27 protein-coding genes and 1 riboswitch are annotated in these 24,501 nt (G+C 72.1%); of the genes, 15 read left to right on the top strand and 12 right to left on the bottom strand.

Annotated elements, in window-relative coordinates; all coding sequences use genetic code 11:
* Positions 1 to 5: 5 nt before the first annotated feature.
* The gene (locus D0Z67_RS03295; RefSeq protein ID WP_031181907.1) at positions 6 to 818 is read right to left on the bottom strand and encodes an ABC transporter ATP-binding protein; all 813 of its coding nucleotides are present in this window, start codon (positions 816 to 818) and stop codon (positions 6 to 8) included.
* Between the two features lie 786 nt (positions 819 to 1,604).
* Between D0Z67_RS03295 and D0Z67_RS30085 the strand changes: the two genes are divergently transcribed.
* Entirely contained in the window at positions 1,605 to 2,165 is a 561-nt protein-coding gene (locus D0Z67_RS30085) for a hypothetical protein (RefSeq protein WP_234312808.1), read from the top strand.
* Between the two features lie 95 nt (positions 2,166 to 2,260).
* On the opposite strand, the gene bioD is transcribed toward D0Z67_RS30085, so the two are convergent.
* The 3 genes from bioD to bioB are packed head-to-tail and all read right to left on the bottom strand — an operon-like array spanning position 2,261 to position 5,442.
* Positions 2,261 to 2,980: a dethiobiotin synthase gene (gene bioD, locus D0Z67_RS03285; protein WP_031181905.1), complete on the bottom strand. Its 720-nt coding sequence runs from the start codon at positions 2,978 to 2,980 to the stop codon at positions 2,261 to 2,263.
* Position 2,981: 1 nt separating this feature from the next.
* Entirely contained in the window at positions 2,982 to 4,259 is a 1,278-nt protein-coding gene (locus tag D0Z67_RS03280) for an adenosylmethionine--8-amino-7-oxononanoate transaminase (RefSeq protein WP_031181904.1), read from the bottom strand.
* The gene (bioB, locus tag D0Z67_RS03275; RefSeq protein ID WP_031181903.1) at positions 4,252 to 5,442 is read right to left on the bottom strand and encodes a biotin synthase BioB; all 1,191 of its coding nucleotides are present in this window, start codon (positions 5,440 to 5,442) and stop codon (positions 4,252 to 4,254) included. Before bioB ends, D0Z67_RS03280 begins: the two co-directional genes overlap by 8 nt.
* A gap of 179 nt (positions 5,443 to 5,621) precedes the next feature.
* Between bioB and D0Z67_RS03270 the strand changes: the two genes are divergently transcribed.
* Both D0Z67_RS03270 and D0Z67_RS03265 read left to right on the top strand, forming a co-directional pair.
* Positions 5,622 to 6,752 (top strand): 8-amino-7-oxononanoate synthase, encoded by a 1,131-nt coding sequence (locus D0Z67_RS03270; protein ID WP_031181902.1) that lies wholly within the window; start codon positions 5,622 to 5,624, stop codon positions 6,750 to 6,752.
* Positions 6,753 to 6,976: 224 nt separating this feature from the next.
* A complete protein-coding gene (locus D0Z67_RS03265) occupies positions 6,977 to 7,447 on the top strand; it encodes an ATP-binding protein (RefSeq protein ID WP_031181901.1) in 471 nt (156 codons plus the stop codon).
* Between the two features lie 61 nt (positions 7,448 to 7,508).
* Here the strand turns inward: D0Z67_RS03265 and D0Z67_RS03260 are convergent, their stop codons facing one another.
* The 3 genes from D0Z67_RS03260 to D0Z67_RS03250 form a co-directional block, all read right to left on the bottom strand.
* A complete protein-coding gene (locus D0Z67_RS03260) occupies positions 7,509 to 7,982 on the bottom strand; it encodes a C40 family peptidase (protein WP_030808998.1) in 474 nt (157 codons plus the stop codon).
* A 3-nt stretch (positions 7,983 to 7,985) separates the two neighbouring features.
* A riboswitch (cyclic di-AMP (ydaO/yuaA leader) is annotated at positions 7,986 to 8,168 on the bottom strand.
* Between the two features lie 372 nt (positions 8,169 to 8,540).
* Complete coding sequence (locus D0Z67_RS03255; RefSeq protein WP_031181900.1) at positions 8,541 to 8,849, bottom strand: hypothetical protein; 309 nt, start codon at positions 8,847 to 8,849, stop codon at positions 8,541 to 8,543.
* 7 nt (positions 8,850 to 8,856) lie between these two features.
* Positions 8,857 to 9,483 (bottom strand): ATP-dependent Clp protease proteolytic subunit, encoded by a 627-nt coding sequence (locus D0Z67_RS03250; RefSeq protein ID WP_031181899.1) that lies wholly within the window; start codon positions 9,481 to 9,483, stop codon positions 8,857 to 8,859.
* Positions 9,484 to 9,569: 86 nt separating this feature from the next.
* Here D0Z67_RS03250 and D0Z67_RS03245 point away from each other — a divergent pair, with 86 nt between their 5' ends.
* From D0Z67_RS03245 to D0Z67_RS03210, 8 genes are all read left to right on the top strand, one after another.
* The gene (locus tag D0Z67_RS03245) at positions 9,570 to 9,860 is read left to right on the top strand and encodes a type II toxin-antitoxin system Phd/YefM family antitoxin (RefSeq protein WP_031181898.1); all 291 of its coding nucleotides are present in this window, start codon (positions 9,570 to 9,572) and stop codon (positions 9,858 to 9,860) included.
* A 162-nt stretch (positions 9,861 to 10,022) separates the two neighbouring features.
* Positions 10,023 to 10,325 carry an urease subunit gamma gene (locus D0Z67_RS03240; protein WP_031181897.1) on the top strand — a complete coding sequence of 101 codons (303 nt, stop codon included), beginning with the start codon at positions 10,023 to 10,025 and terminating at the stop codon, positions 10,323 to 10,325.
* An 11-nt stretch (positions 10,326 to 10,336) separates the two neighbouring features.
* The gene (locus D0Z67_RS03235) at positions 10,337 to 10,648 is read left to right on the top strand and encodes an urease subunit beta (protein WP_031181896.1); all 312 of its coding nucleotides are present in this window, start codon (positions 10,337 to 10,339) and stop codon (positions 10,646 to 10,648) included.
* Positions 10,641 to 12,362, top strand: coding sequence for an urease subunit alpha (locus D0Z67_RS03230; protein WP_031181895.1), 1,722 nt, complete (start codon positions 10,641 to 10,643; stop codon positions 12,360 to 12,362). Before D0Z67_RS03235 ends, D0Z67_RS03230 begins: the two co-directional genes overlap by 8 nt.
* A gap of 8 nt (positions 12,363 to 12,370) precedes the next feature.
* Entirely contained in the window at positions 12,371 to 13,045 is a 675-nt protein-coding gene (locus tag D0Z67_RS03225; RefSeq protein ID WP_031181894.1) for an urease accessory protein UreF, read from the top strand.
* A 32-nt stretch (positions 13,046 to 13,077) separates the two neighbouring features.
* Positions 13,078 to 13,755 carry an urease accessory protein UreG gene (gene ureG, locus D0Z67_RS03220; RefSeq protein ID WP_031181893.1) on the top strand — a complete coding sequence of 226 codons (678 nt, stop codon included), beginning with the start codon at positions 13,078 to 13,080 and terminating at the stop codon, positions 13,753 to 13,755.
* Positions 13,752 to 14,522 (top strand): urease accessory protein UreD, encoded by a 771-nt coding sequence (locus D0Z67_RS03215; protein WP_031181892.1) that lies wholly within the window; start codon positions 13,752 to 13,754, stop codon positions 14,520 to 14,522. Before ureG ends, D0Z67_RS03215 begins: the two co-directional genes overlap by 4 nt.
* Positions 14,523 to 14,636: 114 nt before the next feature.
* Positions 14,637 to 16,232 carry an alpha/beta hydrolase gene (locus D0Z67_RS03210; RefSeq protein ID WP_031181891.1) on the top strand — a complete coding sequence of 532 codons (1,596 nt, stop codon included), beginning with the start codon at positions 14,637 to 14,639 and terminating at the stop codon, positions 16,230 to 16,232.
* Between the two features lie 93 nt (positions 16,233 to 16,325).
* On the opposite strand, the gene D0Z67_RS03205 is transcribed toward D0Z67_RS03210, so the two are convergent.
* Complete coding sequence (locus tag D0Z67_RS03205) at positions 16,326 to 17,036, bottom strand: lysophospholipid acyltransferase family protein (RefSeq protein ID WP_031181890.1); 711 nt, start codon at positions 17,034 to 17,036, stop codon at positions 16,326 to 16,328.
* Positions 17,037 to 17,234: 198 nt separating this feature from the next.
* Here D0Z67_RS03205 and D0Z67_RS03200 point away from each other — a divergent pair, with 198 nt between their 5' ends.
* The 4 genes from D0Z67_RS03200 to D0Z67_RS03185 all read left to right on the top strand — a co-directional run bounded on the left by D0Z67_RS03200 (position 17,235) and on the right by D0Z67_RS03185 (position 21,554).
* Positions 17,235 to 18,674, top strand: coding sequence for a cytochrome ubiquinol oxidase subunit I (locus D0Z67_RS03200; RefSeq protein ID WP_031181889.1), 1,440 nt, complete (start codon positions 17,235 to 17,237; stop codon positions 18,672 to 18,674).
* A complete protein-coding gene (locus tag D0Z67_RS30080) occupies positions 18,675 to 20,405 on the top strand; it encodes a cytochrome d ubiquinol oxidase subunit II (protein ID WP_078873400.1) in 1,731 nt (576 codons plus the stop codon). It begins immediately after the preceding gene.
* Between the two features lie 51 nt (positions 20,406 to 20,456).
* Positions 20,457 to 20,855 (top strand): DUF6153 family protein, encoded by a 399-nt coding sequence (locus tag D0Z67_RS03190; RefSeq protein ID WP_199812199.1) that lies wholly within the window; start codon positions 20,457 to 20,459, stop codon positions 20,853 to 20,855.
* A gap of 81 nt (positions 20,856 to 20,936) precedes the next feature.
* On the top strand, positions 20,937 to 21,554 hold the full coding sequence (locus D0Z67_RS03185; RefSeq protein WP_031181886.1) for a DUF305 domain-containing protein: 618 nt from the start codon (positions 20,937 to 20,939) through the stop codon (positions 21,552 to 21,554).
* A gap of 46 nt (positions 21,555 to 21,600) precedes the next feature.
* Here D0Z67_RS03185 and rocD read toward each other — a convergent pair whose 3' ends face one another.
* The 4 genes from rocD to D0Z67_RS29605 form a co-directional block, all read right to left on the bottom strand.
* Positions 21,601 to 22,827 carry an ornithine--oxo-acid transaminase gene (rocD, locus tag D0Z67_RS03180; protein WP_031181885.1) on the bottom strand — a complete coding sequence of 409 codons (1,227 nt, stop codon included), beginning with the start codon at positions 22,825 to 22,827 and terminating at the stop codon, positions 21,601 to 21,603.
* The gene (gene ddaH, locus D0Z67_RS03175; RefSeq protein WP_031181884.1) at positions 22,824 to 23,636 is read right to left on the bottom strand and encodes a dimethylargininase; all 813 of its coding nucleotides are present in this window, start codon (positions 23,634 to 23,636) and stop codon (positions 22,824 to 22,826) included. Before ddaH ends, rocD begins: the two co-directional genes overlap by 4 nt.
* 167 nt (positions 23,637 to 23,803) lie before the next feature.
* Complete coding sequence (locus D0Z67_RS03170) at positions 23,804 to 24,289, bottom strand: Lrp/AsnC family transcriptional regulator (RefSeq protein WP_030809053.1); 486 nt, start codon at positions 24,287 to 24,289, stop codon at positions 23,804 to 23,806.
* Between the two features lie 13 nt (positions 24,290 to 24,302).
* On the bottom strand, positions 24,303 to 24,488 hold the full coding sequence (locus tag D0Z67_RS29605) for a hypothetical protein (RefSeq protein ID WP_031181883.1): 186 nt from the start codon (positions 24,486 to 24,488) through the stop codon (positions 24,303 to 24,305).
* Positions 24,489 to 24,501 lie beyond the last annotated feature (13 nt).

The raw sequence follows: 24,501 nt of genomic DNA, 5'->3' as shown, positions 1-24,501 counted from the left end.
GGGGTTCAGTCCTCCCGCGCCACGGCGTCGTCCCCGAGCCGGCCCCGCACCACGTCGAACGCCTTCATCCGCTCCAGTACGGTGTCCGCCGTGGGCCGCTCCATCCGGTCCACGATCCGGCCGTCGCCCAGGAAGAGCACCAGGTCGGAGTGGGCGGCCGCGCCGGGATCGTGCGTCACCATGACCACGCTCTGCCCGAGGTCGTCCACCGCGCTGCGCAGGAAGCCCAGCACCTCCAGACCCGAGCGGGAGTCCAGGTTGCCGGTGGGCTCGTCCGCGAAGATCAGCTCCGGCCGCGAGGCCAGCGCCCGCGCACACGCCACGCGCTGCTGCTGGCCGCCGGACAACTGGGCCGGACGGTGCCCGAGCCGGTCCCGCAGCCCCAGACTGTCGATCACCTGGTCCACCCAGCCGGGCTCGGGCTTACGGCCCGCGATGTCCATCGGCAGGGTGATGTTCTCCGCCGCCGTCAGGGTGGGGATCAGATTGAACGACTGGAAGACGAACCCGATCCGGTCCCGGCGCAGCCTGGTCAGCTCGCCGTCCTTCAGCCCCGTGATCTCGGTGTCCCCGAGCCACACCTGCCCGGCCGAGACCGTGTCCAGCCCGGCCAGGCAGTGCATCAGCGTCGACTTGCCCGACCCGGAGGGTCCCATCACGGCGGTGAACCGCCCGCGCGCGATGTCCACGTCCACCGAGTCCAGCGCGACCACGGCCGTCTCCCCGGTCCCGTACGCCTTGGTCAGCCCCCGGGCCCGCGCCACCGTCCCCCGGCCCGGCACCGCACCCGGCGCGTCCTGAGCAGCAGATGTGAACAAGATGCACTCCCCAACGCCTCGACATCCCGACTCCTCGGCCACGCCCGAGCCTAGTGTGACCCGAACCACACCTGAAACGATGTTCGGCAATCGGTGGAGCCACGGATGCAGCGTGACTGAGCCCCCGGGCGCCATATTTCCCGCGTTCTGCCACATCAGCGATTACGGAGAGGGCGGATGTCGGGATCTTCGCCATCTCGTGGCCCTGAGTCAGCCGCTCAACCTGTGGGCGCCGTCCAGTGTCCTGATCAGGCAGTTCAGCCGGATCACTCCCAAGGAGTCCATCCGCTGCGTCGATCAGGGCTTCATCCGTGTGATCACGCGCGACGAGTGGTTGCGGGACCGCAGGTTCCGTGACTGCGGCGGCGGTCCAGTCACGGACGGCCAATCCTCGTCAGGTCGCCTATTGGAACCCCGTGGGCACGCTGACAGCCGCCAGGCGTCATGCCGACGGCGGGGGGTTCGAGATCGCGAAGTGGATTATTCGTGCCGGGTGCAACCATGGGGCGGCGTTCGCTCTCTCGGGAGCCACGCTTCCGCTCTTCCTCAGTCCCTCCGGCCCACGATTCATACGGCTCATCCAGCACGCCCCGGCTGCCGGCGAAGGAGCGGGCGGCCACCCTCCGGCCTGTAATGCCGGACCGCGCAGCCTCGACGCCTTCATCGCGGGTGAGGGACGCAAGGAACTGGTCGCGTGGATCAACGCTGTGTGCGAGCAGTACCGGTACCACCCCAGCCGTGACATCGACGGTCTCGTCATCCGTGAACTCCGCGAGCAGTCGGGCCGTGCCCGTCTCGACGGACCTCATCCTCTCGCCCGGACAGACGCTGAACACCGTGGGCATGGCGGCCGGGGTCTTCGGTATCGGCAATGGCCTGGCCCGACAGGTGGGCTGGCTGCCCAGCGGCTTCGACGGACCGCAGTGGCCTTTCCTGTACGCCTATTCCTCGGCGGCCCAGAAGTCGCGGCTGCGTCGCACGATCTACGCGTCGATCATCTACTCCGAGTCCCCACTCTCAACACTCTCCTTCGAAAATCCGATGACCGCATCGTGCACGTCGACCTACACTCCGGCCATCATGAAGCGCCGTGTTGAGTTCACCGAGCGGGCGGCCCGGCTCCGCGACTACCTCCCGCCCGATGATCGCCGGACCCTGAAGCGCCTCGTCGATCGGGTCACCGACGACCCCTACGGCGCTTCCACCCACCGCGCCTTCTCGAACGACGACCTCACTCGTTCCAGCTGGCTGGACGGAGCCATGGTCCATTTCGTCGTGACCACACGAGTCATCTACGTCGTGGACGCCGACATCTATGACGCCGCCCGAGGCTTCAACATCATCTGAACGACTGGTCCGACCGGTTCGCCGTGGAACCCACCGCACGACCTTGATCTACGTCTGAAACACCCTGGGGCCGGTCGGGCGACTGGTTCACACGCCTACCCCACCCCTTCCCGCGCCCGGAACCCGTCCGCGTCCCACGTCCCCCACAGGCGGGGGGACAGCCAGGACGGGGCCTGGGTGCGGAAGTCCGCGGGGGGCAGGGTGCCGGTGCCCTGGGGGAGGGCGCCGAGGAGGGGGGCTCCGGCGACCTCGGGGAGGTCGGTGACGTTGCAGCGGGTGGCGAGGTCGGGGGAGGGGGGCCAGGAGCCGATCACCACGCCGGTCAACTCCAGTGCGCGGCGCTTCAGTTCGCGGGCCGTCAGTTCCGTCGCGTTCAGGGTGCCCAGGCCGGCCGGGGCGACCAGGAGGACCGGGGCGTTCAGGAGGGCCGCCGCGTCGGCCAGGGTGCCGCCCGCCGGGTCGAAGCGGACCAGGAGACCGCCCGCGCCCTCCACCAGCACGAGGTCGTGGTCGGTGGCGAGCTTCGCGGCCGCTTCCGCCACGTCCTGGGGATGCACCGGCGGCAGGCCGGAGCGGCGGGCGGCCGTCGCCGGGGCCAACGGGTCGGGATAGCGCGCCAGTTCGCGGGCCGTGACCGGGCCCGCCAGACGGCCCACCTCGTCGGCGTCACCGCGCTCGTTCGGACGTACGCCCGTCTGCGCGGGCTTCAGGACGGCCACCGAGCGGCCGGCCGCGAGGGCGGAGGCCGCCACGGCGGCCGTCACCATCGTCTTGCCGATCTCCGTGCCCGTGCCCGTGATCACCAGTACCGGCATGTCATCCCTCCCGCGCCGCGCCGCACACCGCGCGCGCGATCCGTGCCACGTCCGCGTCGTCCGTGACGTACGGCGGCATCGTGTAGACCAGATCACGGAAGGGGCGCAGCCACACGCCCTCCCGCACGGCGGCCCGCGTCGCGGCCGCCATGTCCACCTCGTGATCGAGCTGGACCACCCCGATGGCGCCCAGCACGCGCACGTCCCGCACGCCGGGCAGCTCCGAGGCCCCGGCGAGACCCTCCCGCAGGCCGGCCTCGATCCGCTTGACCTCGCCCCGCCAGTCCTGCCCGAGCAGCAGTCCGAGGGAGGCACACGCCACGTGCGCGGCCAGCGGGTTGCCCATGAAGGTCGGCCCGTGCGCGAGCACCGGCACCTCGCCGCGCGAGATCCCGTCGGCCACCCGCGCGGTGCACAAGGTCGCCGCCAGCGTGAGGTAACCGCCGGTCAGCGCCTTGCCCACGCACATCACATCGGGCGAGACGGCGGCGTGCTCCGCCGCGAACAGCGCGCCGGTGCGCCCGAAGCCGGTGGCGATCTCGTCGAACACCAGCAGCACGTCGTGCGCGTCGCACGCCTCCCGGAGCACCCGCAGATACGCGGGGGAGTGGAACCGCATCCCGCCCGCGCCCTGCACCACCGGCTCCACGATCACCGCGGCCAGTTCGTCCGCGTGCCGCTCGATCATGGACCGCAGATGCTCCGCGTACGCCTCCTCGTAGGCGGCTGGCGGCGCGTCCACGAAGACCTGGCGGGGCAGCGCGCCGGACCACAGCCCGTGCATGCCGCCCTCCGGGTCGCAGACCGACATGGGGTGCCAGGTGTCGCCGTGGTAGCCGCCGCGCCAGGTCAGCAGGCGCCGCTTGCCGGGACGGCCGAGCGAACGCCAGTACTGGAGGCACATCTTGACGGCCACCTCGACGGACACCGACCCGGAGTCCGCGAGGAAGACGTGCTCAAGACCCTCGGGCGACATGTCGACAAGGAGCTTCGCCAGCCGTACGGCGGGCTCGTGCGTGAGCCCGCCGAACATCACATGGCTCATCCGCCCCAACTGCTCGCGCGCGGCCTCGTCGAGCACCGGGTGCCGGTACCCGTGGATCGCCGACCACCAGGACGACATCCCGTCCACCAGCTCCGCGCCGTCCGCCAGCCGCAGCCGGACCCCGCTCGCCGACTCCACGACGAGCGGTTCGCTCCGGCCCGGCATCGGACCGTACGGATGCCACACATGCCGCCGGTCCAGCTCCAGCAGCTCGGCCGTACCCGGGTCAGGCATTGGGCGCGAGGTCCGTCCCGGCACCCCGGCGGCGCACGGCGACCAGATCGGTGCGCGGCTCGGCAGAGGCAGGCGCGGAAGCCTCGGCCGTACCGCACACACCGCCGCCGGCCGGTTCCCCCTCCGACCCGCACCCGCCCGCCGCCGCGTGCGACCCGCACCCGCCCGGGCCGGCCGCCGCACGGTGCTCCGGCAGCGTCACCTCGTCCGCGCCCTCCACCTCGAACCCGGCGTCCGCGATCATCTCCAGGTCGGCCTTGCCCGCCTGGCCCTCGCTGGTCAGGTAGTCCCCGAGGAAGATCGAGTTGGCCAGGTGCAGCGCGAGCGGCTGGAGCGAGCGCAGATGCACCTCACGGCCGCCCGCGATCCGCACCTCCACGTCCGGGCAGACGAAGCGGACCATCGCCAGGATGCGCACGCAGCGCTGCGGGGTGAGGTTCCACTCCTTGGCCAGCGGGGTGCCCTCGAACGGGATCAGGAAGTTCACCGGAACGGAGTCCGGGTCCAGCTCGCGCAGCGCGAACACCACGTCCACCAGGTCCTCGTCGCGCTCACCCATGCCCGCGATCAGCCCCGAGCAGGCGGAGAGACCGGCCGCGTGCGCCTTGTGCACCGTGTCCACCCGGTCGGCGTACGTGTGGGTGGTGGTGATGTCGCCGTAGGTCGCCTCGGAGGTGTTGAGGTTGTGGTTGTAGGCGTCGGCGCCCGCCGCGCGCAGCCGCTCCGCCTGGCCGTCGGAGAGCAGGCCGAGGCAGGCGCACACCTCGACGTCCTCGTGTCGGTCCTTGATGGCCTTGATCGTGTCGGAGACCCGGTCCACGTCCCGGTCGGTGGGCCCGCGCCCGGACGCCACCAGGCACACCCGCTTGGCGCCCCCGGCCAGCCCGGCGGCGGCCGCCTCGGACGCCTGGTCGGGCTTGAGCCAGGTGTACTTGAGGATGCCCGCCGTGGAGCCCAGCCGCTGCGAGCAGTAGGAGCAGTCCTCCGGGCACAGGCCCGACTTGAGGTTCACCAGATAGTTGAGCTTCACCCTGCGGCCGAACCAGTGCCGCCGCACCTTGCCGGCCGCGGCCACCACATCGAGCAGGTCGTCGTCGGAGGTGGCGAGCACGGCGAGCGCTTCCTCGCGCGTCGGCGTCTCGCGCCGCAGTCCCTTGTCCACCAGCGTGTTCAGCAGGTCCATGGGGCCTGATCCTGTCCTACCCGACCGCTCGCGGCCAAGGAGACTTCGCACAACGACCGAGGTTCACCGTGTGGGTATTGCCACACCATGGGCGGCTCTCCGCGCCGCTAGTGTCTGTCTGTTGTCTACAAATCTGTTGTCCGCACAAGCGTCCGGCAGAGCAAGCCCCCGGAGGAGCCATGGCGTTCGGCTGGATCGACGAGCAGGCCGAGGCGCGCCGCCGCGCCGGACTCCTCAGGACCCTGCGCCCCCGGCCCGCCGACTCGCCCCTGCTGGACCTGGCGAGCAACGACTACCTGGGCCTGGCCCGCCACCCGGAGGTCGTGGAGGGCGCGGCCGGGGCCGCCCGGACCTGGGGCGGCGGCGCCACCGGCTCCCGGCTGGTCACCGGCACCACCGAGCTGCACGCCCGCCTGGAGACCGAACTCGCCGACTTCTGCGGCTTCGAGGCGGCCCTCGTACTGTCCTCCGGCTACGCGGCCAACCTCGCCGCCGTCACCGCGCTCGGCCCGCACGGCTCGCTGATCGTCTCCGACGCGGGCAACCACGCCTCCCTGATCGACGGCTGCCGTCTGGCGCGCGGCACCACCCAGGTCGTCGGGCACGCCGATCCGGAGGCCGTGGCCAAGGCACTGGCGGCCCATCAGGGGGAGGCCATCGCCCTGTCGGACACGGTGTTCTCCGTCGACGGCGACGCGGCGCCCCTCGCTCGGCTGGCCGGCGCCTGCCGGGAACACCGGGCCGGACTGGTCGTGGACGACGCCCACGGCCTCGGTGTGCTGGGGGAGGGCGGCCGGGGCGCGGTCCACGCGGCCGGGCTCGCGGGCGCGGGCGACGTGGTGGCCACGGCCACGCTGTCCAAGTCGCTGGGCAGCCAGGGCGGGGTGGTGCTGGGCCCGGCGCGGGTGATCGGCCATCTGGTCAACACCGCGCGGACGTTCATCTTCGACACCGGGCTCGCCCCCGCCGCCGCGGGGGCCGCGCTCGCCGCGCTGCGCCTGCTCCGGCGCGAACCCGAGCGCCCGGCGCGCGTCCGCGCGGTCGCCGCCGAACTGCACGCCCGGCTGACCGCCGAGGGCCTGGCGGCCGTACGCCCGGACGCGGCCGTGGTCTCGGTACGGGCGCCGTCCCCCGACGCGGCCGTGCGCTGGGCCGCCGACTGCCGGGCGGAGGGGCTGTCGGTCGGCTGCTTCCGCCCGCCGTCCGTCCCGGACGGGGTCTCCCGGCTCCGGCTGACCGCCCGCGCGGATCTGTCGGAGGCGGACATCGAACGGGCGGTAAGGGTCGTCACCGCCGTTCGGCCCTGCTGAAGGGTGGGAAAAACCCCGCCAAATACGGTCTCGCGTCGCAGAGTTCACCCCGTTGAGCGACAGATGTCCGCGTATCTGGGGGGTTGGTTCACCGGACCGCTTCCGTGATGGCAGGCTGACGTGCAGGCACCAGAGCGGGACCGTGCCCGAAGCCTCCGCCCCGCGTCGTCGCGCGGCCCGTGGAAGGTCGGCGGGCCGCCCCGTGGGAAAGGGACGACTTCGCCATGGCAGACCATCTGGAAGCATCCGTCACGCTGCCGAGCGATCCAGCCTCGGTCCGCACGGCCAGGTCGTACGTGGTGGGCACGCTGGCGAGCTGGGGGCTCCCGGCGGACGACGAGGTCACCGACACCGTGCGCCTCATCGTCTCCGAGCTGGCCACCAACGCGGTCCAGCACACCCTGGGCCAGTCGCCCACCTTCACCGTGGACGTCGTACTGGCCCGGGACGAGCTGCTGCTCATCGGGGTTACGGACAGCCATCCCCGGCTGCCGAAGAGACTCCCGGCCGCCGTCGCCCAGGACAACGGGCGCGGCATGGCCATCATCCGGTGTCTCACCGTCGAGTGCGGCGGCAAGCTGCGGGTCCGGCCGACCCGCGAGGGCGGCAAGACGGTCTTCGTCGAGCTGCCCTGGTGCGTGCCGAGCCAGCCGAGGCCCGCCACGGCCCGCCCGGAGCCCTCTCCGGCCCGCTGAGTGGCGGGAACGGCCCCCGGGGCGCGTACACGCCCGTGAAGACCGTTCCCGGCCGCCGTGGCTAGTTGACCCGGCCGTACCACACGCTCTTGGTCCAGATCTTCTGGAGCCGCACCACGTCCCCGGTCTTCGGCGCGTGCCAGATCTTGCCCTTACCGGCGTAGATGCCGACGTGGTAGACGCTGGAACCCGAGTGGAAGAAGACCAGGTCACCGGCCTTGCGGTGGCCCGAGGAGATGTGGTGCGTCTTGTTGTACTGCTGCGCCGCCGTGCGTGGCAGCTTCTTGCCGGCCTTCTTGAACGAGTACAGCGTCAGGCCCGAGCAGTCGAACCGGCCCGGCCCGGTGGCTCCGTAGCGGTAGGGGGCGCCCTTCTTGGACGCCGCGACCTTCAGTGCCTTCGACGCGGTGGTGGCGGCGGAGGCGTCGGTGGCCAGCCCCGGCACCATGATGGACCCGCCGACGGCGGCCAGGGTGAGGGCGGAGGCCGTACCGGCGCGGGCCATCAGCGACGGGACACGATTGAGCGCAGTCATGCGCAACCCTTCGTCAGCCGCCTGTGAAGGATGACCTGTCGGATTCGGGCTGGCGAAGTTGCCCGGCCGTGTCACCACGGCTTCACCCCAAGGGCTGCTCGGCACGATCGTCCGCGTCTCGCGGACATCCGTCCCGGCGACCCGTCTTGCTCGGGTCCTCCACTCCTGCCGATGCACTTCTGTCGACCGGTCATCCAGGCGGCGGCAGGACTCGGCGTCCGCCCGGATGCGCCCCGCCGTTGTGGCGGGGTCTTGTCGTCAGACAGGGATCTTGGCCCACTCCTGTCCGAAAATCCCAATGGAACCGGGGGTTTGTGGTGTTACTCACCACTCACCCGTTCGGGTGGACAGAGGCCTGTCCGAGGCGCCGTCAGTTCCACTTCACAGCCCCGGACCTGGGCTTCGATCTCCGCGCCGTGGCCCGCCGGGCGCGTCGCGCGCAACTCGGCGGGCCCGGAAACGGGCCCGGAGATACACCGGTCGGCGGTAGCACGTTCGGCCCGTTTCGGCTCGGCGGACGACACGCCGGGCCCCGTCCGGCCCATGGCGGTGTCCGGCTCAGTCGACGGCATCGGGCGGGAGCGCGACGCGCGCGGTCCGGCGTTCGCCGTCCAGCACCCGCAGGGCGTGTGCCAGCGTGCCCCCGTACAGCTCCCGTTCGCCCCGTGCGTGCATCAGTGCGAGCGCGTCGCGGAGCGCGGCCGCCGTGCGCGCCAGCGCCTGCGCGGCCCTGAGTGCCCGGTACGTGTCGCCGTGCCGGGCCGGGTTGATGCGGCCCAGCAGGTCGGCCGCCTCCAGGTAACGGTCGATCAGCTCGCCCTCGGCCCGGGTCAGCGCGGGCAGCGGCGGCAGCTCCTCCGGCAGCACGGCCGGCTCACCGGGCGCCGGGGACGTTCTCACGGGCGCCCACGATCCCGTCGACCAGTCCGTGCTCCAAGGCGCCGGTGGCGTCCAGCACCCGCTCGCGCTCCAGGTCGGCGTGGACGGTGGCGGCGTCCCGTCCGGTGTGCCGGACGAGCAGCTCCTCCATCAGCTCCCGCGCCCGGACCAGCTCCGCCGCCTTGATCGCCAGATCGCTCGGCTGCCCCTGAATCGGCTCGGCCAGCTCCGGCTGGCGCAGCACCACCCGCGAGCCGGGCAGCGCGAACCGCTTGCCGGGCGTCCCGGCCGCGAGCAGCACGGCGGCCACCGAGACGGTCTGGCCCAGGCAGTAGGTCTCCACGTCGCAGCCGACGTAGCGCATCGTGTCGTACACCGCCGTCATGGCGTGGAAGTCGCCGCCGGGGCAGTTCAGGTACAGCGTGATGTCCCGGTCCGGGGCGGCGTGTTCGAGCTGCATGAGCTGCGCGATGACATCCGTGGCCGCCGTGTCGTCCAACGGCGTGCCCAGCAGCACGATCCGGTGCTCGAACAGCTTGGCGTACGGGTCGAGCGTGCGGCGGACGCCTCCGTCGCGCTCGGTGAACTCGGGCAGGACGTATCGGGCGTTCGGTCGGGTCATGGCACACCCCTCCTGAGCGGCGGGACCATGGCCGGCCCCGCTTCTGTAAAAAATGTACAGGACGTACGTGACGTTAGAATGGGGTCATGGCCTACGAGATTCCGGTGACGCAAGCCAGGGCTGAGCTCGCCGACCTGATCAACCGGGTGGTCTACGGCAATGAGCGGGTCGTGGTGACCCGGCACGGCAAGCCGCTCGTCGCGCTGGTCTCCGCCGCCGACCTGGCGCGTCTGGAGGCGCTCGACGCCCAGGAGGCCGAGCGGGACGAGCAGGTGATCAGCTCCGTCTCCGGGGTCCGCGAGGTCTCCGCCTCCCCGCCGCAGGAGCGGCAGTGGTTCGGGATCGCCGCCGAGCACCGGCGGCCCGGTACCGGCTGACGGCCGGGGCGCGCCGGGCGGTCGCCGGTTAACGTCGCCGAAACGCCGGCGAACTAGCCTTCGCTCCCACGCCACCAGGGGTTTTGCGGACGAGCCGGCCCCGAGCCGTGGCTGCGGCAACCGGGCCCCGCACGGTCCGGAGCGAGGACTGTGAGGTGGGACGTGCAACTGACCCCGCACGAGCAAGAGCGACTGCTGATCCATGTGGCGGCCGACGTGGCCGAACGGCGCCGGGCCCGTGGAGTGAAGCTCAATCACCCGGAGGCGGTCGCGCTCATCACGTCGCACATCCTGGAGGGCGCCCGCGACGGCCGGACCGTCGCCGAGCTGATGTCCTCCGGCCGCAAGGTGCTGACCCGCGACGACGTGATGGACGGCATCCCCGAGATGATCCACGACGTCCAGGTGGAGGCCACCTTCCCGGACGGCACCAAGCTGGTCACCGTGCACGAGCCGATCGTCTGAGGGGGCCCGCGATGATTCCCGGAGAGGTGCTGTTCGCGGACGGCCCGGTCGTCTACAACCAGGGACGCGAGGCCATCCGGCTCACCGTCCTCAACGCCGCCGACCGGCCCGTCCAGGTCGGCTCCCACTACCACTTCGCCGAGGCCAACCCCGGCCTGGACTTCGACCGCTCCGCCGCGCACGGCAGGCGGCTGAACATCGCCGCCGGCACGGCCGTCCGCTTCGAGCCCGGCATCCCCGTCGAGGTCGAACTCGTCCCCCTCGGCGGCGCCCGGATCGTGCCCGGACTGCGCGGCGAGACCGGAGGTGCCCTCGATGCCTGAGATCTCCCGCGCCGCCTACGCCGACCTGTTCGGCCCCACCACCGGCGACCGCATCCGGCTCGCCGACACCGATCTGCTCATCGAGATCGAGGAGGACCGCTCCGGCGGCCCCGGTGCCTCCGGTGACGAGGCGGTGTTCGGCGGCGGCAAGGTCATCCGCGAGTCCATGGGCCAGTCCCGCGCCACCCGCGCCGAGGGCACCCCGGACACCGTGATCACCGGGGTGGTCGTCGTGGACCACTGGGGCGTGATCAAGGCCGACGTCGGCATCCGGGACGGCCGGATCACCGGCATCGGCAAGGCCGGCAACCCCGACACCATGGACGGCGTCCACCCCGACCTCGTCATCGGCCCAGAGACCGAGGTCATCGCGGGCAACGGCCGCATCCTCACGGCCGGCGCCATCGACGCCCATGTGCACTTCATCTGCCCGCAGATCGCCGAAGAGGCGCTGTCCTCCGGGGTCACCACCCTGGTCGGCGGCGGCACCGGCCCGGCCGAGGGCTCCAAGGCCACCACCGTCACCCCGGGCCCCTGGCACCTCGCCCGGATGCTGGAGGCGATGGAGGCGCACCCGGTCAACGTCGGCTTCCTCGGCAAGGGCAACACCGTCTCGCAGGAGGCGATGCTGTCCCAGATCAGGGGCGGCGCCGTCGGGCTGAAGCTGCACGAGGACTGGGGCTCCACCCCGGCCGTCATCGACGCGGCCCTCACCGTCGCCGACCGCACCGGCATCCAGGTGGCCATCCACACCGACACGCTCAACGAGGCCGGGTTCGTCGGCGACACCCTCGCCGCCATCGCCGGGCGGGGCATCCACTCGTACCACACCGAGGGCGCCGGGGGCGGGCACGCGCCGGACATCATGACCGTGGTCTCGCAGCCCAACGTGCTGCCCAGCTCGACCAATCCGACCCGGCCGTTCACCGTCAACACCGCCGAGGAACACCTCGACATGCTGATGGTCTGCCACCACCTCAACCCGGCCGTCCCCGAGGACCTCGCCTTCGCCGAGTCCCGCATCCGGCCGTCCACGATCGGTGCGGAGGACATCCTCCACGACCTCGGCGCGATCTCGATCATCTCCTCCGACTCCCAGGCCATGGGCCGCGTCGGCGAGGTCATCCTGCGCACCTGGCAGACCGCCCACGTCATGAAGGGCCGCCGGGGCGCCCTCTCGGGAGACGGACGCGCCGACAACCACCGGGTACGGCGCTATGTCGCCAAGTACACGATCAACCCGGCGCTCGCCCAGGGCCTCGCCACCGAGATCGGCTCGGTCGAGACCGGCAAGCTGGCCGACCTCGTGCTGTGGGAACCGGCGTTCTTCGGGGTCAAGCCGCTGCTCGTGCTCAAGGGCGGCCAGATCGCCTACGCGCAGATGGGCGACGCCAACGCCTCCATCCCCACCCCGCAACCGATCCTGCCCCGCCCGATGTTCGGCGCGATCGGCCGGGCCCCGGCCGCCAACTCGGTCAACTTCGTCTCCCCGTTGGCGATCGAGGACGGTCTGCCCGAACGGCTGGCTCTGGGCAAGGAGTTCGTGGCGATCCAGTCCACCCGCGCGGTCACCAAGGCCGACCTGCGCGAGAACGACGCCATGCCGGACGTACGGATCGACCCGGACAGCTTCGCCGTGCACATCGACGGAGAGCTGGTCGAGGCGGTACCGGCGGCCGAACTGCCCATGGCCCAGCGCTACTTCCTCTTCTGATGCCGCTGATGTCACGAGCCGCCCTGCTCGTCCTGGCCGACGGCCGCTTCCCCGCCGGAGGGCACGCCCACTCCGGCGGGGCGGAGGCCGCGGTCAAGGCGGGCCGCATCACCGACGCCGCGACCCTGGAGCACTTCTGCCAGGGCCGACTGCACACCACCGGCCTGGTCGCCGCCTCCCTCGCGGCCGCGGCCGTACTCGGCATCCCCGCACGGGAGTTGGACGCGGCCGCCGACGCCCGCACCCCGTCACCCGCCCTGCGCAGCGCCGCCCGGCGGCTGGGCCGCCAGCTGGTACGGGCGGCCCGCGCCACCTGGCCGTCAGCCGAACTGGACGCGCTGACGCGGGAGTTCCCCAAAGGTGCCCATCAGCCCGTCGTCCTGGGCCTCACCGCCCGAGCGGCCGGTCTCGAACCCCTGGACGCCGCGTACTGCGCGCTGTACGAGAGCGTGAGCGGCCCCGCGACCGCCTCCGTACGGCTGCTCAGCCTCGACCCGTTCGACGCCACCGGCGTCCTCGCCCGGCTGGCACCCGAGCTGGACCGGGTGGCGGACCGCGCCGTGGAGGCCGCCCGGCGCGCACGGACCGAGGGGGTGGACGCCCTGCCCGCCGCGTCCGCACCCCTGCTGGAGATCGGCGCACAGGCCCACGCGGCCTGGCCGGTCCGCCTCTTCGCCTCCTAGAGGCCCCGCACCAGAAGCACTTGGAGTCGCACATGCATCTCGACCACACCCACACCGGCCCGGCGGCCGTCAGCGCCGACGCGCGCCGCCCCGACGGCAGCCGGCGTGCCCTGCGCATCGGGCTCGGCGGCCCGGTCGGCTCGGGGAAGACCGCGACCGTCGCCGCGCTGTGCCGGGCGCTGCGCGACCAACTCTCCCTCGCCGTCGTCACCAACGACATCTACACCCGCGAGGACGCCGAATTCCTGCTCCGCGAGGCCGTGTTGCCGCCCGAGCGGATCACGGCCGTGGAGACCGGCGCCTGCCCGCACACCGCGATCCGCGACGACATCTCCGCCAACCTCGAAGCAGTGGAGGACCTGGAGGACGCCGTCGGCCCGCTCGACCTGATCCTGGTGGAGTCCGGCGGCGACAACCTCACCGCGACCTTCTCCAAGGGCCTGGTGGACGCCCAGATCTTCGTGATCGACGTGGCCGGCGGTGACGACATCCCGCGCAAGGGCGGCCCCGGCGTCACCACCGCCGACCTGCTCGTGGTCAACAAGACCGACCTCGCCCCCTACGTCGGCTCCGACCTCGCCCGGATGGCCGCCGACGCCAAGGCGCAGCGGGCCGAACTCCCGGTCGTCTTCCAGACGTTGCGCGTCGAGAACGGGGTCGGCGAGGTGGCCGGCTGGGTGCGCGAGCGGCTCGCCGCGTGGACGGCGTGACCGCGACCGGCGTCCGCGCCCGCACCCGGATCGAGGCCCGCGCGGACGGCCGGGGCGGCACCGCCCTCCCGGTGCTGGACGGCGACGGCCCTCTCGCCCCGCGCCGCACCCGCGCCCACGGCACCGAGGCCCGCGTCCTGCTGGTCGGCGCGATGAGCGGCCCGCTCGGCGGCGACCGCTTCTCCGTCGAGGCGAGCGCGGGGGAGGGTGCCCGGCTGCACCTCGGCTCGGCCGCCGCCACCCTCGCGCTGCCCGGCCAGGCCAAGGGTGAGGCCCGCTACGACGTACGGCTCGACGTGGCCGCCGGGGGCGAGCTGCACTGGCTGCCCGAACAGCTCATCTCGGCCCGGGGCAGCGACCTGCACGTCACCACCCGCGTCGAACTCGACTCCGGCGCGCGGCTGTTGCTGCGCGAGGAGCAGGTGCTCGGGCGGGCCGGGGAGGAGCCGGGCCGGCTCACCAGCAGGCTCACCGTCCGCCTCGCGGGCACCACGCTGCTCGACCAGGAGCTGAGCTGCGGCCCCGGAGCACCGGGCGGCTGGGACGGGCCGGCGGTGCTCGGGGGCCATCGTGCGGTCGGGCAACTGGTCCTCGTGGCGCCAGAGTTGCAGCAAGGGGCAGCGGAGGCCCGGATGCTGGGAGAGGGCACCGCCCTGATGCCGCTCGCCGGGCCCGGGGTCCTCGTCAGTGCCGTGGCGCCCGACGCGCTCGCCCTGCGTCGCCGCCTGGACGAGGCGCTGGCGCTACTGACCGCCGATCGGAAATGACCATCCGTTTATCGGATTGGTAAAGAAGGACGGCCAACCCTGTTCTCAGACGGCTCACAGCCGAGAGGATTCCCCGCCTGACCACTCGCAGTGAAGTCACGGGGAGGGGACCCCTTGAGGGAGAACAAACCGAAGAGCCGTCTGCTGGCGCTCAGTTCGGCCGGCGCGCTCGTCACCGCCACGCTGATAGCCGGCGCGGTGACCGCGCCCGCGGCCAGCGCCGACAGCAGCCGGGGCCAGGACCGCGAGGCCCTCGGCGCCGCCGCGGCCGCGGCCCGCGCCACCAAGGCCGGCATCGACTGGCAGGACTGCCCCGCCGACTGGGGGCTGGAGAAGCCCATCCAGTGCGGCTGGGTCTCCGTGCCGCTGGACTACGCCAAGCCGAACGGCAAGCAGATCAAGCTCGCCGTCGACCGCATCGGCAACACCGGCACCAAGCAGGAGCGCCAGGGCGCCCTCATCTACAACCCCGGCGGCCCCGGTGGCTCCGGCCTGCGCTTCCCGCGCCGGGTCACCACCAAGAGCGCGCTGTGGACCAACACCGCCAAGGCGTACGACTTCGTGGGCTTCGACCCGCGCGGCGTCGGCCACTCGGCCCCCATCTCCTGCGTCGACCCGCAGGAGTTCGTCAAAGCGCCCAAGGCCGACCCGGTGCCCCGCGACGAGGCCGACAAGCGCGCCCAGCGCAAGCTCGCCCGCGAGTACGCCGAGGGCTGCGCCGAGCACAGCGGCGCCATGCTGCCGCACATGACCACGCCGAACACCGCCCGCGACCTGGACGTCATCCGGGCCGCGCTCGGCGAGAAGAAGCTCAACTACCTGGGCGTCTCCTACGGCACCTACCTCGGCGCCGTCTACGGCACGCTCTTCCCGGGCCACATCCGCCGGATGATCGTGGACAGCGTCGTCGACCCGGCGCGCGAGAACATCTGGTACCAGGCCAACCTGAACCAGGACATCGCCTTCGAGCGCCGCTGGAAGGACTGGCAGTACTGGGTCGCCGCCAACGACGCCGCCTTCCACCTCGGCACCACTCGCGCCGCCGTGCAGGAGCAGTGGCTCAAGCTGCGCGCCACCGCCGCGAAGAGCCCGCTCGGCGGGGTCGTCGGCCCGGCCGAGCTGATCTCCTTCTTCCAGAGCGCGCCGTACTACGACTCCTCGTGGGTGCCGGTCGCCACGGCGTTCAGCAAGTACGTCGCCGGTGACACCCAGGCCCTCGTGGACGCGGCCGCGCCCGACCTGTCGGACACCGCGGGCAACATCTCCGCGGAGAACGGCAACGCGGTCTACACCGCCGTCGAGTGCGCCGACGCCAAGTGGCCCACCAGCTGGCAGAAGTGGGACCGGGACAACACCCGGCTCAACAAGGACTACCCGTTCATGACCTGGGCCAACGCCTGGATGAACCTGCCGTGTGCCACCTGGCCCGCCAAGCAGCAGAACCCGGTCGAGGTCGGCACCCACAAGGGTCTGCCGCCGGTCCTGATCGTGCAGTCCACCCGTGACGCGGCCACCCCCTACGAGGGCGCCGTCTCGCTGCACCAGCGGTTCAAGGGCTCGCGTCTGATCACCGAGGAGGGCGCCGGCTCCCACGGCGTCACCGGCCTGGTCAACCCGTGCGTCAACGAGCGCGTCGACGCGTACCTGCTGACCGGCGAGCTGGACAGCTCCGACGTCAGCTGCGCACCGCACGCCACGCCCAAGCCGTAACGGCCGGGAGCGCTGAGGAAGGGGCGGCCGGAGATCTCCGGCCGCCCCTTCCGGCGTCACCGCGCGGCCCAGCGGGCACAGCGGCCCAGCGGCTCAGTGCCGCCGGGCGAACCGGCGGGTCTTCGCCGCCTCCGCCTCCGCCTTCACCTCAGCGGCGTAGCGGTCCACGTACTCCTGGCCCGACAGTGCCAGCACGGCGTACATGATCTCGTCGGTGACGGCCCGCAGGACCGCCTTCTCGTCCTCCATCCCCGCGTAGCGGGAGAACTCCAGCGGCTCGCCGAACCGGATCGTGATCGGGCGCAGCTTGGGGATCTTCCGGCCGGGCGGCTGGGCCTCGAAGGTGCCGATCATGGCGCAGGGCACGACCGGGACCCCGGCCTTGAGCGCCATCACCGCGACGCCGACCTTCCCCTTGTACAGCCGCCCGTCGTGCGAGCGGGTGCCCTCCGGGTAGATCCCCAGCAGCTCGCCCCGGCCCAGGACCTTCAGGCCCTCGCGGACGGCCGCCTGCCCGGCCTCCTTGCCCGAGCGGTCCACCGGGATCTGTCCCGCGCTTCTGAAGAAGAACGCCGTCAGCCGGCCCTTGAGCCCCGGCCCGGTGAAGTACTCCGCCTTGGCGAGGAAGGTGATCCGCCGCTTCAGGATGGCGGGCATCAGGAAGTGGTCGGAGAATGAGAGATGGTTCCCGGCGATGATCGCCGCGCCCGACTCCGGTACATGGTCCAAGCCCTCGATGCGGGGACGGAAGACCAGTCTGAGTACCGGGCCCAGCAGCACGTACTTCAGCAAGTGGTAGAACAACGGCTCCCCCTCGCTCGCAGCGGACTGTGCAGACACCTGTTACCGCCGGACACCGGGCTCATGCTCCGCACGCGGCGAATTCGCGGAAGCGGCTCTGTCCACAGGCGAGAACACGCTGCATCCGCAGCCGTTACATTGGGCGAAATAAAGGCAAATCAGTCCAAGAGCGGCTGAACCTGCGAAGAGGAGGGCCCGTCCATGCTGACGGTCGACCTGGCCAGGTACCCCATGCTCCTGGCCGCAGCCGCGGAGCCGGACCAGCTCCTGCCCGCCCGGGAACAGATGGCCTTCACGCTGGGGTTCCACATCATCCTGGTGCCCTTCGGAGTGGCGCTGACCTCCCTGATGCTCATCGCCAACTACCGGGGGCTGCGCAAGGGTGACGAGGCCGCTCTGGTGCTGGCCCGGCGCTGGTCCAAGGTGGCCGCCGTGCTCTTCGCGGTCGGCGCCATCACCGGAACGGTCCTGTCCTTCGAGCTGGGTCTGCTCTGGCCGGGGCTGATGGGGACCTACGGGGCCGCGTTCGGGTTCCCGTTCGCCATCGAGGGCCTGTTCTTCTTCCTGGAGGCCATCTTCGTGGCCATCTACATCTACGGCTGGGACCGGATGCGCCCCTGGGCCCACTTCTGGTCGGGCGTGCCGGTGGCGCTGGCCAGCATCGGGGGAGCGGGCGCCGTCATCGCCGCCAACAGCTGGATGAACCAGCCCGGCGGCATCACCATGCGGGGCGGCAAGGTGGTCGACGTCCGGCCCGGCGAGGTCTTCTTCAACAACGCCTTCTGGCTCCAGTTCTGGCACATGCTGCTCGCCGCCTACATCGTGGCCGGATTCGTGGTGGCCAGCGTCTACGCGGTCGGCATGATCCGGGGCCGGCGCGGCCACTACCAGAAACTGGGCTTCCTGATCAGCTTCATCACCGCCGCCGTCGCGCTGCCGGTGCAGATCTTCGTAGGCGACACCATCGCCCGCCAGGTCTTCGACAGCGAGCCCGCCAAGTTCGCCGCCATCGAGCTGCTGCCCACCACCGGCACCCACGTCCCCGAGACCCTCGGCGGCGTGCTCATCGACGGCGAGGTGCGCTACGGCATCTCGGTGCCCTGGGTGGCCTCCATCCTGGCCGGATTCAAACCCTCGACCCGCATCCAGGGGCTGAACGCCGTCCCGGCCGACATCAGACCCACCACCGCCCAGGTCAACATCGTGCACTGGGCGTTCGACATCATGGTCGGCACCTCCATGCTGATGCTGGCCGTCGCCGCCTGGTTCGTCTGGGTGTGGTGGAAGCGCCGGAACACCCTGCAGACCAACCGCTGGTTCCTGGGCGCCGCCTCCCTGTGCGGCATCGTCTCCATCCTCAGCCTGGAGAGCGGCTGGGTGGTCACCGAGGTCGGCCGCCAGCCGTGGATCGTCGTTGGCCTCCTGCGCACCAGAGACGCGGTGACCACCCAGGGCAACCTCTGGCCCACCTTCGCGGCGGTGCTCGTGCTCTATCTGGCGGTCGGCACCGGAGCCATCTGGGTGCTGCTCTCGATGAAACGCCGCTGGCGCAGACAGGGCGACGAGAACGTCCCCGTGCCCTACGGTCCCGACGACGCCTCCGGCGCCCGGCGTGAGCGCTCCGAGGGGAAGGTGCTGTAAATGGCCGAGCTGGTCGCGGTATTCCTCTTCATCGGCGTCGTCGCCTACGCGGTGCTCGGCGGTGCGGACTTCGGCGCGGGCTTCTGGGACCTGATCGCGGGCGGCGCCAAACGCGGGCGCGAGCCACGCCATCTGATCGACGTCTCCCTCGCCCCGGTCTGGGAGGCCAACCACACCTGGCTGATCTACTGCCTCGTCGTCCTGTGGACCGGCTTCCCCTCCGCCTTCGCCGCCATCACCACCACCCTGTACATCCCGCTGCTCCTCGCCCTGCTCGGCATCGTGCTGCGCGGCGCCGGCTTCGCCTTCCGCAAGGCCACCGTCCGCACCGAGGAGCAGCGCCTGTACGGCGCCGCCTTCGCGGTGTCCTCGGTCCTGACGCCGTACTGCTTCGGCGCCATCGCGGGCGGCCTGGCCTCCGGCCGCGTCCCCACGGCGGGCAACGGCGACGCGGTGTCCAGCTGGGTCAACCCCTCCAGCATCCTCGGCGGCATCCTCGCCGTCCTGGCCTGCTCCTACGTCGCCGCCACCTATCTGACCGTGGAGGCGCTGCACCGCGACGACGACAAGCTCTACCGGTACTACCGCGACCGGGCGATCGCCGCCGGCGCGGTCACCGGTGCGGTCAGCATCGCCGGCATCTTCGTCCTCCAGGCCGACTCGCCGCGCCTCTTCGACCGCCTGAGCGGACCGGCGCTGCCCCTGGTGGTCCTCGCCGCCGTCGGCGGTCTGGTCGGGCTGGCCCTGCTGTGGGCCAAGCGGACGGTGGGCACCCGGGTCGCGGCGGCCGGCGCGGTCGCGCTGGTCATCGTCGGCTGGGGCGTGGCCCAGACGCCGTACCTCCTGGGCACCCACCTCTCCATCACCGAGGCCGCCGCACCGAACGCCAGCCTGGCCGTGGTGGTCGGCGTCGCCATCGTGGCCGGCCTGCTGATCGTGCCGTCCCTGGTGCTGCTGTTCCGGCTCAGCGGCCGGGGTGTCGTGGGAGTGGGCGACCGGCCCTTTCGGGGCAGCGTGGCGCGGGGGGAGCGGGGTAGCGGGGAGGACATGACCGAGGGTGAGGGCACAGCCGAGCGGAGTGGTGAAGGCAACGGTGGCGGGAGTGCCGCGCCGGCCAAGGGTGGCGGGAGTGCCGCGTGGGCCAAGGGTGACCGGGGCGCCCGGAGTGCCGGGGCCAAGGCCGACCGCGCCCCCGCCGTCCCGCTGGACCCCACCGCCGTCCAGGGCGCGCCCCGCCACCGCTGGGTGCCCTACGCGCTCTGCGCCGGAGCCGTGACGGCGACGGCGGTCGCGGGCGCGCGGGCCACGCGGCCGGACGCCCGCTGGTACCGCGAGCTGAACACCCCCGACTGGCAGCCGCCACCCTGGGCCTTCGGCGCGGTCTGGACCCCGCTGTACGCCTCGATCGCCGTGGCGGGCGGCCGCGTCCTGAACGAGGCTCGCGGGCCCCGACGCAAGGCGCTGGCCGGTGAGTTCGCCGCCAACCTCGCCCTGAACGCCGGCTGGAGCAACCTCTTCTTCCGGCTCCGCAGCCCGCTCGCCGGTCTCGCGGGCACCCTCCTGCTGGACGCGAGCAACATCCGCCTCCTCAGCCGCGTCGCCCGCACGGACCGCAAGGCGGCCGTCATCCTGTTGCCGTACGCGGCCTGGTGCGCGTACGCCACCTGCCTGAACGCCTCGATCGTGGCCCGCAACCACGAGCCCCGGCACCGGGGGCCCGCCAGGAGCTGAGCGGCGAGTCCCGTCGCGGCGGGCGCGAGAGGCACTCGTAGGATGACCGGCATGCCCGGCACCGCACACCAGCGCCCCCCGCGACCGCCCCACCGGCGCTCGCCCGCGCTGCTCGTGCTCGCGGTGCTGGTCGGGCTGCTCGGCATGCACGCGCTGGCCCCGGCCGGCGGCACCGGGCACCCGGAGCACACCCACACCGTCCACGCGGGCGCCGTCATCGACGCGCCCGGCGACTGCCCCGACGGGCACTGCGGCGGCCACCAGCTCCATCACGCCGACCCGTCCTGCGCCTCCGGCGCCGTGAGCGACGGACCCGAGCTGCCGGAGCCCCTCGCGGGCCCGGCCGGCGTGACCGAGCCCTGCGGCGACCCCCGCACCCGTGCCGCCACCGCCCCCGACGGCGCCCGCGCACCGCCTTCCCTGGCCGAACTCCAACTCCTGCGGATCTAGAGGCATCCACGCCCGCCCGCCCACCGCGTGCGGCCGTTTCCACGTGTGCCCAAATCACCTTTCGCCAGCAGGAGTTCAACCATGACCACCTCCCACGCGATCCGCCGTGCCGCGCTCGGCGCCGCCACCCTCTCCGCCGTCGTCCTCCTCGCCGCCTGCGGCGGGGAGCAGCACTCCGGCACCCACGTGGCCCACGGCGCCCCGGCCGCGTCGGCCACGGCCGGCGCCCACAACGCCCAGGACGTCACCTTCGCGCAGGGCATGATCCCGCACCACCAGCAGGCCCTGGAGATGGCCCGGCTCGCCCCCGGCCACGCCGCCTCCGCCGAGGTGAAGGCGCTCGCCGCCCGGATCGAGAAGGCACAGGACCCGGAGATCCGCACCATGACCGGCTGGCTGAAGTCCTGGGGCGAGGAGCCCCCGATGGCCGGCATGGACCACTCGCGCCACGGCGGCATGGCGGGCATGTCCGGGATGATGAGCGCCGACGACATGACGGCACTGGAGAAGAGCACCGGCGCGGACTTCGACAGGAAGTTCCTGACCCTGATGGTCGTCCACCACCAGGGCGCCGTGCGGATGGCGCAGACGGAGAGGGCCAAGGGCCGGGACAGCCGGGCCGTCAGGATGGCGGACGACGTGATCGCCGCGCAGAGCGCCGAGATCAAGCAGATGAAGGTCCTGCTCGGCGCCAAGTGAGCGAAGGGGCGGGGCCGGTGATGACACCGGCCCCGCCCGCAGGGCCTCAGCCCGCCTGCCCCAGCACCTTCTCCAGCGTGCCCAGCGCGGAGCGCAGCTCGTCGGCCGTCACCGTCAGCGGGGGAGCGAGCCGGATCGTGGAGCCGTGGGTGTCCTTGACCAGGATGCCCTCGCGCATCAGCCGCTCGCTGATCTCCCGGCCGCTGCCCAGCGCCGGGTCCACGTCCACGCCCGCCCACAGGCCACGCGCCCGGAAGCCGGTCACCCCGTGACCGCGCAGTGCGTCGAGACCCTCGCGCAGGACCACCCCCAGCTCGTCGGCCCGGCGCTGGAACTCACCCGTCTCCAGCAGCTCCACCACCGCCGTGCCGACCGCGGCCGCCAGCGGGTTGCCGCCGAAGGTGGAGCCGTGCTCGCCCGGACCCAGTACGCCCATCACCTCGCGCCGGGCCACCACCGCCGAGACCGGCACGATGCCGCCGCCCAGCGCCTTGCCCAGCAGCAGCACGTCCGGCACCACCGACTCGTGCTCGACGGCCAGGGTGCGCCCGGTGCGGCCGAGCCCGGACTGGATCTCGTCCGCGATGAACAGGCACCCCTTGCGCCGGGTCAGCTCCCTCACCCCGGTCAGATAGCCCGCGTCCGGGATGATCACCCCGGCCTCGCCCTGGATGGGCTCGATCAGCACCGCGGCCGTGGTCTCGTCGACCGCCTCCTCCAGCGCGGCCAGGTCGTTGTACGGCACGATCCGGAAGCCGGGCGTGAAGGGGCCGAAGCCCGCCCGCGCCGACTCGTCGGTGGAGAAACTGACGATGGTCGTCGTCCGGCCGTGGAAGTTGTCCGCCGCGACCACGATCGTGGCCTGCCCGTCGGGGACGCCCTTCACGTCGTACGCCCACTTGCGGGCCACCTTGATGCCGCTCTCCACCGCCTCCGCGCCGGTGTTCATGGGCAGCACCATGTCCAGACCGGCCAGCGCGGCGAGGCGCTCGGCGAACTCGGCCAGCCGGTCGTTGTGGAAGGCGCGGGAGGTCAGGGTCAGCCGGTCGAGCTGGTCGTGCGCGGCCTGGATCAGCGCCGGGTGGCGGTGGCCGAAGTTGAGGGCCGAGTAGCCCGCCAGCATGTCGAGGTACCGGCGGCCCTCGACGTCCTCCACCCAGGCGCCCTCGGCCCGTGCCACGACGACGGGCAGCGGGTGGTAGTTGTGCGCGAGCACCGGCTCCTCCGCCCGGATCAGGTCGGCGGACGTGCGCGCGTGCGCGGGTGCGGTCATGAGCGGATCTCCTGAGTGCAGCACTTGATGCCGCCGCCTGCCTTGTGCAGCTCCGACAGATCGACGGGCACGGGGTCGTAGCCGTGTGTCGCCAGGCGCTCGGCGAGCACCTCGGCCTGGGGGGCGATGAAGACGTGCCGTCCGTCGGACACGGAGTTCAGGCCGAAGGCCAGCGCGTCGTCACGGGTGGCGAGCACCGCGTCCGGGTACAGCCGCCGGAGCACCTCGCGGCTGTCCGCCGAGAAGGCTTCCGGGTAGTAGGCGACGTTGTCGTCGTCGAGCACGAACAGCGCCGTGTCCAGGTGGTAGAAGTACGGGTCCACCAGGGTCAGCGTGATCACCGGGTGGCCGAAGAACTCCTGCGCCTCGCGGTGGGCGTCGGGAGTGGTGCGGAACCCGGTGCCGGCCAGCACGTACCGGCCGGTCCACACCAGGTCGCCCTCGCCCTCGGTCACCGCCAGCGGGCGGTACACGTCGTACCCCGCCGTCTTGAACCAGGAGTCGTAGTGGAGCGACTCCGGGCGGCGCTCCGGGGCGTGGAACAGCGAGCCGAAGACGCGGCCGCCGACCACGAAGGCGGCGTTGGCCGCGAAGACCATGTCGGGCAGGCCGGGCACCGGGTCGACGGCGTCCACGGTGTGCCCGTGGGCGCGGTAGGCGTCGATCAGCGCCTGCCACTGGGACCGGGCGAGAGCGGCGTCCACGGGGGCGTCGGGACGCATCCAGGGGTTGATCGCGTACTGCACGGTGAAGTGCCTGGGTTCGCAGACCAGAAAGCGCCGGGGGCGCTGCACACGGGTATCGGCCACAGAGGGTTTCCTCCGCTTTCCAGTGTGTTACTCAGGGGCGTGACACCACGGTAGAAACTCCGGCCGAGGCACGACAAGCGACAAAAGCTGCGTGCTCGCGCAGGATCGCTGCGCATCCGCCGGTGGGAACGCACGAGACCTGCGCGTTCGGCGGGTTTGACCGGCGATCACTCGGGGGCGGCCTGGGTGGCGCCCGCCTCGGGGCTCTCCGGGAGGAGGTGGGACAGCACCATCACGCTGATCGTCTTCCGGATGAACGGCTCGGCGCGGATGCGCTCCAGCACCTCCTCGAAGTGCTCCACGTCCCGTGCCCGTACGTGCAGCAGGGCGTCCGCGCCCCCGGTCACCGTCATCGCCGCCGTGATCTCCGGATGGTTGCTGACCACCTCCGCGAGCCGCCGGGGCGGGGCGGCGCCCTCGCAGTAGACCTCGACGTACGCCTCGGTGCGCCAGCCGAGCGCGGAGGGCTTGACGGTCGCCGTGAACCCGGTGATCACCCCGGTCTCCCGCAGCCGGTCGACCCGCCGCTTGACCGCCGTGGCCGACAGCCCGACGGCCGCGCCGATCTCGGCGAAGCTGCTGCGGGCGTTCGCCATCAGCGCGGTGATGATCTTGCGGTCGAGGTCGTCGAAGGACGCGGCCCTGCTGTTCACCCGGCCACTGTAATCACCTCTGCGTGACCGCCAGCGCAACCGTCAGCAGCCCCAGCACCACCCAGCCGAACCACAGCCAGCCGTTGCCGCCGAGCGCGACCGTGTACGCGGTGACGACGACCAGACCGCCCACGGTCAGCGCCCCCATCGCCCTGGTGGAACCGTCCGCCTTGCTGGAACCTCGCATGGAACCCGGCATCGCGGCACCCTCC

This window comes from Streptomyces seoulensis, assembly GCF_004328625.1.
GTDB classification, from domain to species: Bacteria; Actinomycetota; Actinomycetes; order Streptomycetales; family Streptomycetaceae; genus Streptomyces; species Streptomyces seoulensis.
The sequence above is the reverse complement of the archived record's forward strand: the minus strand, read 5'-3'. Positions and strand labels throughout refer to the sequence as shown.

What these genes read in the sequence shown, in the direction of transcription:
- bioD (WP_031181905.1), bottom strand. Translation starts at nt 2,980, where the DNA reads ATGCCGGTACTGGTGATCACGGGCACGGGCACGGAGATCGGCAAGACG.
- D0Z67_RS03280 (WP_031181904.1), bottom strand. Translation starts at nt 4,259, where the DNA reads ATGCCTGACCCGGGTACGGCCGAGCTGCTGGAGCTGGACCGGCGGCAT.
- bioB (WP_031181903.1), bottom strand. Translation starts at nt 5,442, where the DNA reads ATGGACCTGCTGAACACGCTGGTGGACAAGGGACTGCGGCGCGAGACG.
- D0Z67_RS03270 (WP_031181902.1), top strand. Translation starts at nt 5,622, where the DNA reads ATGGCGTTCGGCTGGATCGACGAGCAGGCCGAGGCGCGCCGCCGCGCC.
- D0Z67_RS03265 (WP_031181901.1), top strand. Translation starts at nt 6,977, where the DNA reads ATGGCAGACCATCTGGAAGCATCCGTCACGCTGCCGAGCGATCCAGCC.
- D0Z67_RS03260 (WP_030808998.1), bottom strand. Translation starts at nt 7,982, where the DNA reads ATGACTGCGCTCAATCGTGTCCCGTCGCTGATGGCCCGCGCCGGTACG.
- D0Z67_RS03250 (WP_031181899.1), bottom strand. Translation starts at nt 9,483, where the DNA reads ATGACCCGACCGAACGCCCGATACGTCCTGCCCGAGTTCACCGAGCGC.
- D0Z67_RS03245 (WP_031181898.1), top strand. Translation starts at nt 9,570, where the DNA reads ATGGCCTACGAGATTCCGGTGACGCAAGCCAGGGCTGAGCTCGCCGAC.
- D0Z67_RS03235 (WP_031181896.1), top strand. Translation starts at nt 10,337, where the DNA reads ATGATTCCCGGAGAGGTGCTGTTCGCGGACGGCCCGGTCGTCTACAAC.
- D0Z67_RS03230 (WP_031181895.1), top strand. Translation starts at nt 10,641, where the DNA reads ATGCCTGAGATCTCCCGCGCCGCCTACGCCGACCTGTTCGGCCCCACC.
- D0Z67_RS03225 (WP_031181894.1), top strand. Translation starts at nt 12,371, where the DNA reads ATGTCACGAGCCGCCCTGCTCGTCCTGGCCGACGGCCGCTTCCCCGCC.
- ureG (WP_031181893.1), top strand. Translation starts at nt 13,078, where the DNA reads ATGCATCTCGACCACACCCACACCGGCCCGGCGGCCGTCAGCGCCGAC.
- D0Z67_RS03200 (WP_031181889.1), top strand. Translation starts at nt 17,235, where the DNA reads ATGCTGACGGTCGACCTGGCCAGGTACCCCATGCTCCTGGCCGCAGCC.
- D0Z67_RS30080 (WP_078873400.1), top strand. Translation starts at nt 18,675, where the DNA reads ATGGCCGAGCTGGTCGCGGTATTCCTCTTCATCGGCGTCGTCGCCTAC.
- D0Z67_RS03190 (WP_199812199.1), top strand. Translation starts at nt 20,457, where the DNA reads ATGCCCGGCACCGCACACCAGCGCCCCCCGCGACCGCCCCACCGGCGC.
- D0Z67_RS03185 (WP_031181886.1), top strand. Translation starts at nt 20,937, where the DNA reads ATGACCACCTCCCACGCGATCCGCCGTGCCGCGCTCGGCGCCGCCACC.
- rocD (WP_031181885.1), bottom strand. Translation starts at nt 22,827, where the DNA reads ATGACCGCACCCGCGCACGCGCGCACGTCCGCCGACCTGATCCGGGCG.
- D0Z67_RS29605 (WP_031181883.1), bottom strand. Translation starts at nt 24,488, where the DNA reads ATGCCGGGTTCCATGCGAGGTTCCAGCAAGGCGGACGGTTCCACCAGG.